This is a genomic window from Escherichia sp. MOD1-EC6842 (assembly GCF_002965705.1).
Lineage (GTDB): Bacteria > Pseudomonadota > Gammaproteobacteria > Enterobacterales > Enterobacteriaceae > Escherichia > Escherichia ruysiae.
In genome coordinates, this window is the sequence record NZ_PTRF01000011.1 from 89,853 (window position 1) to 104,975 (window position 15,123).

The 15,123-nt window shown below is 52.0% G+C and carries 13 protein-coding genes; 3 read left to right on the forward strand and 10 right to left on the reverse strand.

The annotated features are described in order from the left end of the window. The first annotated feature begins 11 nt into the window (after positions 1–11). Together cmoA and cmoB are read left to right on the forward strand one after the other, a co-directional pair. The gene (gene cmoA / locus A7Z29_RS14545; RefSeq protein WP_000019591.1) at positions 12–755 is read left to right on the forward strand and encodes a carboxy-S-adenosyl-L-methionine synthase CmoA; all 744 of its coding nucleotides are present in this window, start codon (positions 12–14) and stop codon (positions 753–755) included. Beyond that, complete coding sequence (gene cmoB / locus A7Z29_RS14550; protein WP_105290403.1) at positions 752–1,723, forward strand: tRNA 5-methoxyuridine(34)/uridine 5-oxyacetic acid(34) synthase CmoB; 972 nt, start codon at positions 752–754, stop codon at positions 1,721–1,723. Before cmoA ends, cmoB begins: the two co-directional genes overlap by 4 nt. A 207-nt stretch (positions 1,724–1,930) precedes the next feature. Here the strand turns inward: cmoB and torZ are convergent, their stop codons facing one another. The 4 genes from torZ to A7Z29_RS14570 all read right to left on the reverse strand — a co-directional run bounded on the left by torZ (position 1,931) and on the right by A7Z29_RS14570 (position 7,201). Beyond that, on the reverse strand, positions 1,931–4,360 hold the full coding sequence (torZ, locus tag A7Z29_RS14555; RefSeq protein WP_105290404.1) for a trimethylamine N-oxide reductase TorZ: 2,430 nt from the start codon (positions 4,358–4,360) through the stop codon (positions 1,931–1,933). Between the two features lie 24 nt (positions 4,361–4,384). After that, on the reverse strand, positions 4,385–5,485 hold the full coding sequence (locus A7Z29_RS14560) for a NapC/NirT family cytochrome c (protein ID WP_105290405.1): 1,101 nt from the start codon (positions 5,483–5,485) through the stop codon (positions 4,385–4,387). A 389-nt stretch (positions 5,486–5,874) separates the two neighbouring features. Then, the gene (gene cutC, locus A7Z29_RS14565; RefSeq protein ID WP_001185707.1) at positions 5,875–6,621 is read right to left on the reverse strand and encodes a copper homeostasis protein CutC; all 747 of its coding nucleotides are present in this window, start codon (positions 6,619–6,621) and stop codon (positions 5,875–5,877) included. Between the two features lie 13 nt (positions 6,622–6,634). After that, positions 6,635–7,201: a VOC family protein gene (locus A7Z29_RS14570; protein WP_010345044.1), complete on the reverse strand. Its 567-nt coding sequence runs from the start codon at positions 7,199–7,201 to the stop codon at positions 6,635–6,637. A 214-nt stretch (positions 7,202–7,415) separates the two neighbouring features. Between A7Z29_RS14570 and argS the strand changes: the two genes are divergently transcribed. Continuing rightward, complete coding sequence (gene argS / locus A7Z29_RS14575) at positions 7,416–9,149, forward strand: arginine--tRNA ligase (protein ID WP_001025326.1); 1,734 nt, start codon at positions 7,416–7,418, stop codon at positions 9,147–9,149. Positions 9,150–9,201: 52 nt separating this feature from the next. On the opposite strand, the gene flhE is transcribed toward argS, so the two are convergent. From flhE to cheB, 6 genes are all read right to left on the reverse strand, one after another. Then, the gene (gene flhE, locus A7Z29_RS14580) at positions 9,202–9,594 is read right to left on the reverse strand and encodes a flagellar protein FlhE (RefSeq protein ID WP_001221459.1); all 393 of its coding nucleotides are present in this window, start codon (positions 9,592–9,594) and stop codon (positions 9,202–9,204) included. After that, on the reverse strand, positions 9,594–11,672 hold the full coding sequence (flhA, locus tag A7Z29_RS14585) for a flagellar biosynthesis protein FlhA (protein ID WP_000067001.1): 2,079 nt from the start codon (positions 11,670–11,672) through the stop codon (positions 9,594–9,596). Before flhA ends, flhE begins: the two co-directional genes overlap by 1 nt. Then, positions 11,665–12,813 carry a flagellar biosynthesis protein FlhB gene (gene flhB, locus A7Z29_RS14590; RefSeq protein WP_024212519.1) on the reverse strand — a complete coding sequence of 383 codons (1,149 nt, stop codon included), beginning with the start codon at positions 12,811–12,813 and terminating at the stop codon, positions 11,665–11,667. The genes flhA and flhB overlap by 8 nt, the downstream gene beginning before the upstream one ends. 201 nt (positions 12,814–13,014) lie before the next feature. Then, the gene (cheZ, locus tag A7Z29_RS14595) at positions 13,015–13,659 is read right to left on the reverse strand and encodes a protein phosphatase CheZ (protein ID WP_000983593.1); all 645 of its coding nucleotides are present in this window, start codon (positions 13,657–13,659) and stop codon (positions 13,015–13,017) included. A 10-nt stretch (positions 13,660–13,669) separates the two neighbouring features. After that, on the reverse strand, positions 13,670–14,059 hold the full coding sequence (gene cheY / locus A7Z29_RS14600) for a chemotaxis response regulator CheY (RefSeq protein ID WP_000763855.1): 390 nt from the start codon (positions 14,057–14,059) through the stop codon (positions 13,670–13,672). Between the two features lie 14 nt (positions 14,060–14,073). Next, positions 14,074–15,123, reverse strand: a complete 1,050-nt coding sequence (gene cheB / locus A7Z29_RS14605) for a protein-glutamate methylesterase/protein glutamine deamidase (protein WP_000036399.1) — start codon at positions 15,121–15,123, stop codon at positions 14,074–14,076.

A 15,123-nucleotide genomic window follows, 5' to 3' on the forward strand; every position in this document is an offset into this window, starting at 1 on the left:
ATTTTTACGTTATGTCTCACCGCGACACGCTATTTTCTGCCCCTATCGCCAGACTGGGCGACTGGACCTTTGATGAACGGGTAGCTGAAGTCTTCCCGGATATGATCCAGCGTTCCGTTCCCGGCTATTCCAATATTATTTCCATGATTGGTATGTTAGCCGAACGCTTCGTTCAACCTGGTACGCAGGTTTACGATCTGGGTTGTTCTCTGGGCGCGGCGACGCTCTCGGTGCGTCGCAACATTCATCATGATAATTGCAAAATTATTGCCATCGACAACTCCCCGGCGATGATCGAACGCTGCCGTCGCCATATCGATGCATACAAAGCGCCGACACCTGTAGACGTGATCGAAGGTGACATTCGCGATATCGCTATTGAAAACGCGTCAATGGTGGTACTGAATTTTACCCTGCAATTCCTGGAACCTTCCGAGCGCCAGGCGTTACTGGATAAAATTTATCAAGGGCTGAACCCAGGCGGCGCGCTGGTGCTTTCGGAAAAATTCAGTTTTGAAGATGCCAAAGTTGGTGAACTGCTCTTCAACATGCACCACGACTTTAAACGAGCCAACGGTTACAGTGAGCTGGAAATCAGCCAGAAGCGCAGCATGTTAGAAAACGTAATGCTGACCGATTCTGTTGAAACCCACAAAGCGCGTCTGCATCAAGCCGGGTTTGAACATAGCGAGCTATGGTTCCAGTGCTTTAACTTTGGTTCGCTGGTGGCATTAAAAGCAGAGGACGCTGCATGATCGACTTTGGTAACTTTTATTCTCTGATTGCCAAAAATCACCTTTCGCACTGGCTGGAAACACTGCCTGCGCAGATTGCTAACTGGCAGCGTGAACAGCAGCACGGTCTGTTTAAACAGTGGTCCAATGCGGTGGAATTTCTGCCTGAAATTAAACCGTATCGTCTTGATTTACTGCATAGCGTGACGGCAGAAAGCGAAGAGCCGCTGAGTGCCGGGCAAATTAAACGCATTGAAACCCTGATGCGCAACCTGATGCCGTGGCGCAAAGGGCCGTTCTCGCTGTATGGCGTTAACATTGATACCGAATGGCGTTCCGACTGGAAATGGGATCGTGTTCTGCCCCATCTCTCTGATTTGACCGGGCGCACGATCCTCGATGTCGGCTGCGGCAGCGGTTATCACATGTGGCGCGTGATCGGCGCAGGCGCGCACCTCGCGGTGGGGATCGACCCGACCCAACTTTTCCTCTGCCAGTTTGAAGCGGTGCGCAAACTGCTGGGTAACGATCAGCGCGCACATTTGTTACCGTTAGGTATTGAACAACTTCCGGCACTGAAAGCCTTTGATACCGTCTTTTCGATGGGCGTGCTTTATCATCGTCGTTCACCGCTGGAGCATCTCTGGCAGTTGAAAGATCAACTGGTGAATGAGGGTGAACTGGTGCTTGAAACGCTGGTTATTGATGGCGATGAGAACACGGTGCTGGTGCCGGGCGATCGTTACGCGCAAATGCGTAATGTCTACTTTATTCCCTCGGCGCTGGCGCTGAAAAACTGGCTGAAGAAGTGTGGTTTTGTTGATATCCGCATTGCGGACGTGAGCGTCACTACAACAGAAGAGCAGCGTCGCACTGAATGGATGGTTACCGAGTCTCTGTCCGATTTCCTCGCCCCGCATGATCCGGGTAAAACGGTAGAAGGTTATCCCGCGCCTAAACGCGCGGTGCTGATTGCGCGTAAGCCGTAAAAATTTAGCGCCCATTTCCGGGCGCTGAGATTGATGACACACGCAAAAACTGCCTGATGCGCTACGCTTATCAGGCCTACTAATCTCCTGCAATATATTGAATTTGCACAATTTTGTAGGCCGGATAAGGCGTTCACGCCGCATCCGGCATGAACAAAGCACACTTTGTCAGCACTTTAACGCCCGTTTCCGGGCGCTATTCACTTCTTACGCCTGAACAGCTGGCTGATCAAACGCCGTTAACTTCGGTGCATTACCCGTATATTTTTCGATATACACCAGCGCAGAGTTACCGGCACAGGCATTCGCCAGCTGCGAGCTGGGGATATCCGCCGTTAACACATTTGCGCAGCCGTTTTTACACAAGCCATTTTCCAGATCCGGCCATGCACCTTCATGCACGCATACCACGCCTTTTTTGATCCCGTCAGTCACCACCGCACCTGTTAGTATCTGACCACGTTTGTTCCAGACACGCACCAGATCGCCATTCGCAATACCAAAGCGAGCAGCATCTTCGGTGTGAATAGTGATTGGTTCACGATCGGCAACCGCATATTTATTACGCAGTTCCGCATAGTTAAGCTGACTGTGTAAACGGTGTGCCGGATGTGCGGTCAGAAGCTGCAACTGCTTCTCGTCGGCGGTACCTTTCCACTCATCAGGCGCAAGCCAGGTTGGGTGTGCCGGGCAATCCTTATAGCCAAATTTTTCCAGCGTTTTGGAGTAAATCTCAATTTTGCCGCTTGGCGTACCCAGCGCATTTTTCACCGGATCGGCGCGGAAATCGCCATAGCGAACATATTGCTCGTTCTTCTCGCTGCGGCGCATTTCAAGTAGTTTATTTTGCTGCCAGAAGGCATTAAACATCGGCATAGTGACGCGTTGCGCACGCGCACCTTTCTGAGCGGCATCATAGAAAAATTTCAGCCACGCCATTTCATCTTTACCTTCGGTATAGATCTCTTTTCCGCCAGGTTTCAGTAATTCAGCAAGATCGGCAAACACGTCAAAATCGTTACGTGCTTCAAACTGCGGCGCAACCACTTGCTTCATCGGTACGATGTGCTGGTTGCTGTAGTCGCCGGTCATCGTCAGGTCATTGCGCTCAAACGATGTGGTGATCGGTAATACGATATCCGCGTGTTTAGCTGCTGCCGTCCAGTAACATTCAGAAACGACGATCAGCTCTGGTTTCTGCCAGGCTTTGATCAGACGATTGGTATCCTGGTGATGGGTGAAATTACCGCCGCCAGCCCACCAGATCATTTTGATATTTGGGTAAGTTTGTTCTTTACCGTTGTGCTGATATTTGCCGCCAGGATTTTCCAGCGCATCGACAATACGGGCGACAGGGATCGCCGTCATTCCGCCATCATCAGCGGCCTCGCTGGCCTGTCCGGCAATCGCCGCAGACATTTCCGGCAGTACGCCGCCAACGCGTGTTGGATTACCACCGTTGGAGTAATGATAAGAGAAACCAAAGCCGCCGCCCGGCGTACCAATCTGCCCTAGCATGGCCGCCAGGGTCACCAGCATCCAGTGTTTCTGTTCACCGTATTGCTGGCGTTGGATTCCCCAGCCGGCCATCAGCATCGTGCGATTCGCCGCCATCAGTTCGGCGAGTTTGACTATCTGCGCTTCCGGCACACCGGTAATTTCCGCCGCCCAGGCCGCGCTCTTCGGCGTATTATCTTTCTTGCCTGTCAGATACTCTTCAAACTGCGGATAGCCAGTGGTGTATTTTTCAAGGAACGCTTTATCGTGTTTGCCTTGTGTCAGAAGGGTATGCTCAATCCCTAACATCAGCGCCACGTCAGTCCCCATATTCGGCGCGATCCAGGTAGCGTTGTCGCCAAAGAACTCGATCGTTTCGGAACGGATAGGATCAATGGCAATCACCGGTTTGCCGGATTTCTTCAGTTGATGGAAGTACTCCAGCCCTTGCTCATCGGTACTACTCCAGGCAATTTTTAAGGTATTCAGCGGGTTCATCCCCCACAGCACCACCACCTGGCTGTTTTCCAGAAGCAGCGGCCAGGAGGTCTGCTGTTCATAAACCTCCACGGAACCGACAACATGCGGCATGATCACCTGCGCTGCTCCGGTTGAGTAATCGCCACTATGTCCTGAATAACCACCCGCCAGATTCATATAACGTTGCAGTAAAGTTTGCGCTTTATGCAACACGCCAGAAGAACGCCAGCCGTAAGATCCGGCAAAAATGGCAGATGGTCCATTGGCCTTGCGAATGCGATCGTGTTGCTCATGAATCAGTTTTAATGCTTGTTCCCAGCTCACCTGAACGTAACTGTCGTCGCCGCGACCTTTCGCCGGTTGCAGTGGATTATCGAGATAGCTTTTTCGCACCATCGGATGCTGAATACGCGCCGTGGTATGCACCTGATCCGCCGCCGTAGATTGCAAAGAGTTCGGGATGGTCTTCGCCAGCGCGCCTGTAGAAGAAACAATTTTACCGTCCTTCACTTCTACGTTCATCGCTCCCCAACGGCCTGCGGTAAGAATTTTACCGCCCTTCTCTTCTGCCCATGCAGGTAACGGTACAGCCGATGTCACCACCAGCGCCCCTGCCGCAATACCGCTATGTTTAATAAACTCACGTCTTGTTAATGTCATAACTTCCTCCCTGATCAACGAGGATCACTGTTTCTCGGTAATATCTTTAGCGTTGTACTGGAAGTACCGCGTCAAAATATCCAGTTCGTTTTCGCTCATGCTGGTTCGCGCCCCCATCCCTTTGGCAATGGACGGCCATGCATTGACGGTGTAATGATCGGCGGCAATAGGTGCATGGCAACCAGCGCAATAGGTATCGTCGAGTTTTTCAGCGTATTGCCATAGCGGTTTACGGTCCGCTAATGCGGGATCGGTAAGCGTCCCCTGTAATGACGCCTTACGCCATTGATTACCGTATTCGTCAGCTTTCCATTCCCCATTTATCGTTAGCGCCTTGATACCTTCTTCACTCAGTGTGGCTAACGCCAGTCGTTGACCTGCCGCCAGGTAGAGCGTGTTTTCACTGCCCTGCATCTGATAACCCTGCAACAGGACGAGCGGCTGTTTGCCACTGGCATCAACAACCGTGAGATCGGTGCCTGGATTCACAGTAGCCAGTTCACCTATGCGGGAAGGTTTGAAAGGATAAATATGCACGCCATTAGTTACTGATGTGGCGGCCTGACTTTCCAGTTCATGCGCCGCGTTGTCATCCATTTTTATTTCTGGCGGAAAATGGGCAATCCCTTTGTGGCAATCAATACACGTTTCGCCATCTTTTTGCGCTTTGGTATGCATTTTCTGCGCAGCTTCACTTTGCGATGCAATATCCATGGCATCAAAAGAATGGCAACTACGGCACGTTGCAGAGTCTGAGGCTTTTAATTCTTTCCACACTATTTCGGCCATTTCCTGACGATGGGATTCGAACTTATCGTCGCTGTCTATTTTGCCGCTAACAAATTCATGATAAATATCTTTAGATGCTTTTAATTTAGCAAATAAATAATCCATTCCTGACTTTGGAATATGGCAATCGGCACATTCAGCACGAATACCTTTTTGATTAGAGAAATGGACAGTCCCCTGATATTCCTCAAACGGTTTGCTCATTGAGTGGCAGGAAAGACAAAATGCCGTTTCCGACGTTTTGTGCAACGTTTTTTGCGCCAACAATAACCCACCGCTACCCACCACTACTGCTATGAGCAGAAAAAATAACCCAATGCGTTTTTTCCCTCGCATAGATTCCTCTAATGAAATTCCAGTACACCGAACCAGCTGTATAAATAAATATACAACGAATTAATAACTCTCTAAATTCGGCACAACACTGCCTGAAATAATCGACAAAGAATATGATTTATTGCAATTTAACCATTAATTATTAAAGAAGAAACCAGCCGTTATTTTTTAATATATATTTGGCAGTTTTAATAATTTAAATTACATAGTTAATATGAATATATATAACATTTTTAGTAGCATGATTTGGCGCGCTATTACGAAGTCGATATGACACGGCAACTGTTCATTTTTCATACTTCTCAAGGATAAAAAAAGGCCCCTGTTGAATGGGCAGGGGCCTGGTACGAGCAAGCATCATATTGGGCGACATGATGCAACGGTAAAAATCATTTGGCCTGATGGCGCTCAATGATTCCTTTCATTTCAGCAACCGCCGTCCCGTCTACGACATAACGCGAATACTCGTCCGCGTGTGCATCCGATGACATGGACAATCCCTGATTACGATAACGCATCGGTGAGGCTTGCCACGCTCCTGCAGAGCTATGGACTTCCAGCACCCCGGCATCGAGGAAATGGTGCAGGTTTTCTGCACGGACTCCTGCTCCGGCCATGATGATTGGAGCATCACCATAGGCAATAAGTTCCATAATTTTTGATAAACCTTGCAGTGCATCAGATTTTTGCCCCGATGTCAGCACCCTGGCAATGCCTAATTCAGCAAGGTTATTCAATGTATTTAAAGGGTTAGCGCACATATCGAAGGCACGATGAAAAGTGACGGCCAGCGGACCAGCAGCCGCCATTATTTTTTCCATTCGTGGCATATCGACATTACCATCAACATCCAGAACCCCCGTCACCAGTCCAGGAAATCCTAATTCACGCACTGTGCGGATATCTTCAAGAATGGCGGCAAACTCGCCGTCGCTGTAGCAAAAATCGCCACCGCGTGGACGGATGATCGGATGTACGGGGATCGTAACATGCTGGCGCACGGACTTCAGAACGCCCAGTGACGGCGTTAGCCCCCCTTCTTTCGGTGCCGCACACAATTCTATTCTGTCGGCACCGTTTTGCTGCGCCGTCAGCGCGCATTCCATGCTGTAACAGCAAATTTCCAGTAATGCCATTTTTGCTCCTTAATTACGCCGACTGCTCGCTGGCAACGATCTCTTCAATGGACCATGGATGAAATTTTATCGTCGTTTTGCCATCGGTGACCGCCAGCGTCGGATTCGGTAATCGTTCATGCTCACCTTTTGGCGAACTGGTTTTAACCGAGATCCCCGGCAGGCTTAGTCCTTCATCAGAAAGCAACGCCAGCGCGCGGGCATTCAGCGTTTCCGGCTCTCCTGGCAGAACAATTTCGATATGTTCCCAACCTTCATGCGGGTAGCGTTTTTCCCCTGGCCACGGCAACTCAACAATCGAAAACTGCCAGTGAGCAACCTGTACCGGTTCACGCAATTTAAACAGGCAAATCGGTCTACCATTGATCATATTTTCTGACAGGAGTTCGCCGCACTGTTCAAACCCGCGACGCCAGCGTTCGGCGGTGGCGTTTTGATGGCAACGCAAAGAAATGTGATCGGCAGTCAGCGGAGTAATATCCAGCCCCAGACGCCGTGAAAGTTCGTCTAATGCGTGGATAAATCGCGGTAAATCCGTTGCAATATCCTGCAACTCGTCGATAGATTGCCAGTTCGCCATAATCACTCTTCGTCTTCGGTAAAAGCGTTAATTTACCCTGTTGCCCTGCGCCAACCAACCGCTGATTTCACGCCGCTCCTGATGCAATAGTGAAAACGGCAATACGCCACGCGCACGTTGCTGACGAAAACAGCCATTTGCAGTATACTCCCGCCCTAATTTCTTTAACTGGTGCGGGCAATTTTTGCTCGCTTCATCAATGTAAGGTATTCCGGTGAATATTCAGGCTCTTCTCTCAGAAAAAGTCCGTCAGGCCATGATTGCGGCAGGCGCGCCTGCGGATTGCGAACCGCAGGTTCGTCAGTCAGCAAAAGTTCAGTTCGGCGACTATCAGGCTAACGGCATGATGGCAGTTGCTAAAAAACTGGGTATGGCACCGCGACAATTAGCAGAGCAGGTGCTGACTCATCTGGATCTTAACGGTATCGCCAGCAAAGTTGAGATCGCCGGTCCTGGCTTTATCAACATTTTCCTTGATCCGGCATTCCTGGCTGAACATGTTCAGCAGGCGCTGGCGTCCGATCGTCTCGGTGTTGCTACGCCAGAAAAACAGACCATTGTGGTTGACTACTCCGCGCCAAACGTGGCGAAAGAGATGCACGTCGGTCATCTGCGTTCCACTATCATTGGTGACGCGGCAGTACGTACTCTGGAGTTCCTCGGTCACAAAGTGATTCGTGCTAACCACGTCGGCGACTGGGGCACTCAGTTCGGTATGCTGATTGCATGGCTGGAAAAGCAGCAGCAGGAAAACGCCGGTGAAATGGAGCTGGCTGACCTTGAAGGTTTCTACCGCGATGCGAAAAAGCATTACGACGAAGATGAAGAGTTCGCCGAGCGTGCACGTAACTACGTGGTAAAACTGCAAAGCGGTGACGAATATTTCCGCGAGATGTGGCGCAAGCTGGTCGACATCACCATGACGCAGAACCAGATCACCTACGATCGTCTGAACGTGACGCTGACCCGTGATGACGTGATGGGCGAAAGCCTGTACAACCCGATGCTGCCGGGTATCGTGGCGGATCTGAAAGCCAAAGGTCTGGCAGTAGAAAGCGAAGGCGCAACCGTCGTATTCCTTGATGAGTTCAAAAACAAGGAAGGCGAACCGATGGGTGTGATCATTCAGAAGAAAGATGGCGGCTATCTCTACACCACCACCGATATCGCCTGTGCGAAGTACCGTTACGAGACGCTACATGCCGATCGCGTGCTGTATTACATCGACTCCCGTCAGCATCAACACCTGATGCAGGCGTGGGCGATCGTCCGTAAAGCAGGCTACGTGCCGGAATCCGTACCGCTGGAACACCACATGTTTGGCATGATGCTGGGCAAAGACGGCAAACCGTTTAAAACCCGTGCTGGCGGTACAGTGAAACTGGCCGATCTGCTGGATGAAGCCCTGGAGCGTGCACGTCGTCTGGTGGCAGAGAAGAACCCGGATATGCCAGCCGACGAGTTGGAAAAACTGGCCAATGCCGTGGGTATCGGTGCGGTGAAATACGCGGATCTCTCCAAAAACCGCACCACCGACTACATCTTCGACTGGGACAACATGCTGGCGTTTGAGGGTAATACTGCGCCGTACATGCAGTATGCCTACACCCGTGTATTGTCCGTGTTCCGTAAAGCAGAAATTAACGAAGAACAACTGGCTGCCGCTCCGGTGATCATCCGTGAAGATCGCGAAGCACAATTGGCTGCTCGCCTGCTGCAGTTTGAAGAAACCCTCACTGTGGTTGCCCGTGAAGGCACGCCGCACGTGATGTGTGCTTATCTGTACGATCTGGCCGGTCTGTTCTCTGGCTTCTACGAGCACTGCCCGATCCTTAGCGCAGAAAACGAAGAAGTGCGTAACAGCCGTCTGAAACTGGCGCAACTGACGGCGAAGACGCTGAAACTGGGTCTGGATACGCTGGGTATTGAGACGGTAGAGCGTATGTAATCGCGTTATACCGCAAAGGCCGATGTCGTTGCAGACATCGGCTTTTTTATCACTAACGGTAATTCACAATCACTTCATTACGTTGTACCTTCAGCGGCGGAATTAACCGCCCACCGCCAGGCACTTCCCAGATAAATCGCAACGGTTCTGCCGCCGGTATACCGGAAAAGGCCACAGTGCTCCCACTCTGCCCGTCTAACTCGACACAACGAGATTGTGAACACAAGCGTACCCGCAGCCCCGATGGTGTCGGGCCGATAAGCTGATAACGCCACGCCACCAGCGTCATCAATCCTGATGCTGGTTGTCGCGAAGAAAGAGGCGCTGACGACATCGACTCACCGCGATGATTTAGCGTAACGCCCACACTACTTGTCTGCCACATCCCCTCCCCGGCGGCTTGTACAACCAGCGGAAACAACAATATCGCCAGTAAGATCCTCATTATTTACCCCCAATAGTCGCCGTCATCCGAATCTGCCGGTTATCAGAGAGTTCGAGATTCGACAGCACCACCAGTTGCGGCAGGCTACGGCGCAGAAAGCGAGACAATAGCGGACGCAGCGCGTGGTTCACCAACAGTACTGGCGGCGCACCCAGCATCTCCTGACGGGATAATGCTTCCTGGGTCTGTGCCAGCAAACGATCCGCCAGCCCCGGTTCCAGTCCGCCACCGCCCTGCAACGCCTGTAACAGTAAACGCTCCAGTGGCGTGTCCAGACCAATAACGTGAACTTCATCTTTACCGGGGAACCACTGCTGAGTAATTGCCCGCCCCAGCGCCACGCGCACGACGGCGGTTAATTCATGCGGATCGCTCTGGATAGGCGCATGTTCCGCCAGTGTTTCAAGAATGGTGCGCATATCGCGGATCGGTACTTTTTCATCAAGCAGGTTTTGTAGCACTTTATGCAGCGTGGTAAGCGTGATAACGCCAGGAACCAAATCCTCCGTCAGTTTTGGCATCTCCTGCGCCACGCGATCCAGTAACTGCTGCGCCTCCTGACGACCAAACAGTTCTGCGGCATGTTGACTAATGAGGTGGTTAAGATGCGTTGCCACCACTGTACTGGCTTCAACCACCGTATATCCCTGAATCTGCGCTTGTTCTTTTAGCGCACTTTCAATCCAGATAGCATTAAGACCAAATGCCGGATCGACAGTCACTTCGCCGGGTAGCGTCCCGGCGGCTGTTCCTGGGTTAATGGCCAGCCAGCGCCCCGGATAAGCATCACCACTGCCAATCTCAACGCCTTTCATCAAGATACGATAGCGGGCAGGCTGTAGATCCATATTGTCGCGGATGTGCACCACTGGCGGTAGAAAGCCCATCTCCTGAGCAAATTTCTTGCGAATACTGCGAATACGACCAAGCAACTCGCCATCCTGCTGAAAATCGACCATCGGGATCAGCCGATAACCCACTTCCATTCCCAGAGAATCTTCCAGTTGCACATCGTTCCAGGTCGCTTCGACAACGGCATTATTTTCCGCCATCTTCACTGGTTTCGGTTCAGCGGGCGCTTTTTGTTCACGTCCACGAACCCACCATGCCAGCCCCAGCAATCCCGCTGTGAACAGTAAAAATACCAGGTTTGGCATTCCCGGCACCAGCCCCAGTAAACCGAGCACTGCGGCACTTAACAACATGACGCTGGGGTTACTGAAAAGCTGATTCACCATCTGCTCGCCAACGTCCTGATCGGTACTGACTCGCGTAACGATAACCCCCGCAGCGGTAGAAATAACCAGCGCAGGTATTTGCGCGACCAGACCATCACCGATGGTCAACAGCGTATAACTTTCCGCTGCATGACCCATACTCATGCCATGTTGCAACACCCCAACCAGCAATCCGCCAACAACGTTAATGACCATGATGAGGATCCCGGCGATGGCGTCACCACGGACAAACTTACTCGCCCCGTCCATTGAGCCGTAAAAATCAGCTTCCTGGGTCACTTCTGAACGTCGCTTTTTTGCTTCATCTTCGCCAATCAGGCCAGCGTTGAGGTCGGCATCAATCGCCATCTGTTTTCCTGGCATTCCGTCGAGAACAAAGCGCGCACCCACTTCCGCGATACGTCCGGCACCTTTGGTAATGACCATAAAGTTGATGATCACGAGGATGACAAACACCACAATGCCGATGGCAAAGTTACCGCCCACGAGAAAATGACCAAATGCTTCAACCACCTTCCCTGCCGCCGCCGCGCCAGTATGCCCTTCCATCAAAATGATACGCGTGGAAGCCACATTAAGCGCCAGACGCAGCAGCGTGGTAAACAACAGAATGGTCGGAAACGCGGCAAACTCAAGCGTGCGCTGGGTAAACATCGCCACCAGCAACACCATAATCGACAAGGCAATGTTGAAAGTGAACAGCAGGTCGAGAATGAATGCGGGCAGTGGCAGCACCATCATCGACAAGATCAGCAGGATCAAAATAGGTCCGGCAAGGATCTGCCACTGTGTCGATTTCAGGTTTGCGGGCAGGCGCAGCATCGCGGCCAGATTACTCATGGGACGGTTTCTCGTTGATAAAATCCAGGGCTTCCGGCACCGGAAGATGAGTGGGTTGTTCAGGACGTTGTCCACCGGCCAGACGCCAGCGTTTCAGTTGCCAGACCCAGGCCAGCACTTCCGCCACGGCGGCATACAGTTGACCGGGAATTTGTTGGCCGATTTCTGCGTGTCGATACAGCGCGCGCGCCAGCGGCGGCGCTTCAAGAGTCGGGACGTTATTTTCAGCGGCGATTTCACGAATGCGTAACGCCACCAGCCCCGCGCCTTTAGCAACAACTTTCGGCGCGCTCATTTTGTTTTCGTCATACTGCAATGCCACTGAGTAGTGAGTTGGGTTATTAACAATGACGTCCGCTTTCGGCACATCGGCCATCATCCGACGCCGCGCGGCAGCACGCTGCATCTGACGAATTCGCCCTTTGACATGCGGATCGCCTTCGCTTTGTTTGAACTCATCACGAATATCCTGCCGTGACATACGCAGCTTTTTCAGGTGGCTGAAAATTTGAAAAAAGACGTCAAATCCCACCATCGGAATGACACCAAGCACCACTAAAAGTGCACACAACCCCACAACATCCATCGCGTTAGCCATTGCGGTAATGGGTGACTGCGCCATTAAGCGCATCATCTGCGGCCAGTGATGCCAGAGATAAAAGCCAGTAACGCAGCCAACCAGTGTAGATTTCAGGATAGCTTTCAGCAGCTCCGCGCCAGTTTGCGCCGAGAAAATACGTTTAATGCCCGGTAGTGGGTTGAGTTTGGAAAACTTCGGTTGCAATGATTTACCACTAAATACCAGCCCCCCCAGCATGACCGGCGAAATGAGCGCCACCAGCACCACACCGCTAATCAGCGGCAACAGTGCAAGCATGGCTTCTCTGATCAGCAAAATAATCTGTCCGAGAATGAGGTTGGGGTCATTGATGATGCTGTGATCAAAATGCAGCCCGGCGGAGAGCATCCCCGACAACCGCCGTGCCAGAGACGCGCCACCAAACCAAATAACACACACGCCCACCAGTAAAATGAGCAGTGAGGTCAGCTCACGGGAGCGCGGGATCTGCCCCTCTTCCCGCGCTTTTTCAAGTCGGTGAGGTGTGGGAGCTTCTGTTTTGTCGTCGCTCTCGTCAGACACGTCGCCAATCCTGGAAATGGTAATAAGCGTGAATAATGCCAGAGCGGAAAGCATTCAATGCCTGGAATAAGTGGCAAAACAGGTGGGCTTTAGGGCTTTTACCGCAGTACATCAGACAGGGCGCACGTTTGTCGGATGTGGCGTAAACGCCTTATCCGACCGCCTGATATGACGCGGTCACGTCACATCAGGCAATACAAATCAAAACCCAAGACTATCCAACAAATCGTCCACCTGATCCTGACTAGCAACCACACCGGCTTTGCTGGTATCGACCTGTGGTCCATTAAGCAAACTCTGGTTTTCACGTTTCGGACGCGCATCCTGTTCCGGGATATTTTCCAGCAGCACCATCAACAGCTGGCGTTCAATTTCCTGAATCACATCCATCATCCGTTTAATCACCTGCCCGGTGAGATCCTGAAAATCCTGCGCCATCATAATTTCCAGCAGTTGCGCGTTTGTGAAGCTGGTATGCGCGGGCACATCCGCCAGAAATTGCCGCGTATCTGTCACCAGTTCACGGGCGTCGGCAAGGTCAATCGGATCGGCGAACCAGTCATCCCAGCGTTGGGTTAATGCTTTTGCCGATTCCTCCATTTCATCCTGATGCGGTTGCGACGCCTCAACGCTATTCAGCGCCCGCTCTGCGGCCTGCGCAGTCATCTGCACAACGTAGAACAAGCGATCGCGGGCATCAGGGATAGCTTCCGCAGCTTCGGCTATCGCCTGATCCAGTCCCAGCTCGCGCAGGCTGTCACGCAGCATACGTGTCAGGCTGCCGATGCGCGCGATGATATCGCCGGCTGCATGTTCATCAGCAGGTTTGATTGATGGTTGCATCATAGTCGCATCCTCACATGCCCAGTTTCTCAAAGATTTTGTTGAGTTTTTCCTCCAGCGTCGCGGCGGTAAATGGCTTAACCACATAGCCACTGGCCCCCGCTTGTGCTGCCGCGATAATGTTCTCTTTCTTCGCCTCAGCGGTCACCATCAGCACTGGCAACGCCGACATCGCACCATCAGCACGAATGGTTTTCAGCAACTCCAGACCATCCATATTCGGCATATTCCAGTCGGAAATCACAAAGCCATAACCGCCCGCCTGTAACTTGTTGAGAGCATCAGCGCCATCTTCCGCTTCCTCAACATTGTTGAAACCCAGCTCTTTCAGCAGGTTACGCACAATGCGTCGCATGGTGGAAAAGTCATCCACAACCAAAAATTTAAGTTCTTTATCCGCCATTTCACACTCCTGATTTAAATACGTATCGCCTGTCCGACACTGATTTTCGCCAGCATTTGCTGGCTTACCTGGCTAAGATCGACCACTTCGCAGACGCCCCCCAGATTGATGGCCTCGCGCGGCATACCGAACACCACACAGCTTGCTTCGTTTTGCGCAAGGGTCCATGCCCCCGCCTGACGCATCGCCAACATTCCCGCCGCACCGTCGTTGCCCATACCGGTGAGGATCACTCCAACCGCGTTGCGCCCCGCCTGTCTGGCGACAGAATGAAACAACACATCCACCGACGGTCGATGGCGGTTAACCGCCGGGCCATCGTGAATTTTGATTTGATAGTTCGCGCCGCTGCGCGCCAGTTCCATATGTCGATCGCCCGGTGCGATATAGGCATGTCCCGGCAAAACACGTTCTCCGTCTTCGGCCTCTTTAACACCGATTTGACACAGCTTATTCAGGCGGTCGGCAAAAGAACGGGTAAAGCCAGGCGGCATATGCTGGGTGATTAACAGTGCCGGGCTGGAAAGCGGCAGCGGCTGCAATACGTGCCGAATTGCCTCGGTGCCCCCCGTTGAAGCACCAATCGCAATCAGTTTTTCTGAACTCAACAACGGCCCCGCCTTCAGCGTTGCCGGAGCCGATAATGGTTTATGCGCCGCGAGGCTCGCCCTCGACGCCGTACGCACCTTTTCAGCGATCATTTCGCTGTACGCCAGCATCCCTTCTCGAATACCCAGTTGCGGTTTAGTGACAAAATCAATCGCCCCCAACTCCAGCGCACGCAGCGTCACTTCAGAACCTTTGCCGGTCAGAGAAGAAACCATCACAACGGGCATTGGGCGCAAACGCATTAATTTTTCGAGAAAATCCAGTCCATCCATCCGTGGCATTTCAACATCCAGCGTCAGCACATCGGGGTTGAATTTCTTAATCAAATCTCGCGCGACCAGCGGATCGGGCGCCGTTGCCACCATTTCCATGTCGCTATGGCTATTGATGATTTCCGTCATGATCTGGCGCATCAGTGCCGAATCATCGACAGACAACACCCTGATTTTGCTCAT

What these genes read in the sequence shown, in the direction of transcription:
- cmoA (WP_000019591.1), top strand. Translation starts at nt 12, where the DNA reads ATGTCTCACCGCGACACGCTATTTTCTGCCCCTATCGCCAGACTGGGC.
- cmoB (WP_105290403.1), top strand. Translation starts at nt 752, where the DNA reads ATGATCGACTTTGGTAACTTTTATTCTCTGATTGCCAAAAATCACCTT.
- torZ (WP_105290404.1), bottom strand. Translation starts at nt 4,360, where the DNA reads ATGACATTAACAAGACGTGAGTTTATTAAACATAGCGGTATTGCGGCA.
- A7Z29_RS14560 (WP_105290405.1), bottom strand. Translation starts at nt 5,485, where the DNA reads ATGCGAGGGAAAAAACGCATTGGGTTATTTTTTCTGCTCATAGCAGTA.
- cutC (WP_001185707.1), bottom strand. Translation starts at nt 6,621, where the DNA reads ATGGCATTACTGGAAATTTGCTGTTACAGCATGGAATGCGCGCTGACG.
- A7Z29_RS14570 (WP_010345044.1), bottom strand. Translation starts at nt 7,201, where the DNA reads ATGGCGAACTGGCAATCTATCGACGAGTTGCAGGATATTGCAACGGAT.
- flhE (WP_001221459.1), bottom strand. Translation starts at nt 9,594, where the DNA reads ATGAGGATCTTACTGGCGATATTGTTGTTTCCGCTGGTTGTACAAGCC.
- flhA (WP_000067001.1), bottom strand. Translation starts at nt 11,672, where the DNA reads ATGAGTAATCTGGCCGCGATGCTGCGCCTGCCCGCAAACCTGAAATCG.
- cheZ (WP_000983593.1), bottom strand. Translation starts at nt 13,659, where the DNA reads ATGATGCAACCATCAATCAAACCTGCTGATGAACATGCAGCCGGCGAT.
- cheY (WP_000763855.1), bottom strand. Translation starts at nt 14,059, where the DNA reads ATGGCGGATAAAGAACTTAAATTTTTGGTTGTGGATGACTTTTCCACC.
- cheB (WP_000036399.1), bottom strand. Translation starts at nt 15,123, where the DNA reads ATGAGCAAAATCAGGGTGTTGTCTGTCGATGATTCGGCACTGATGCGC.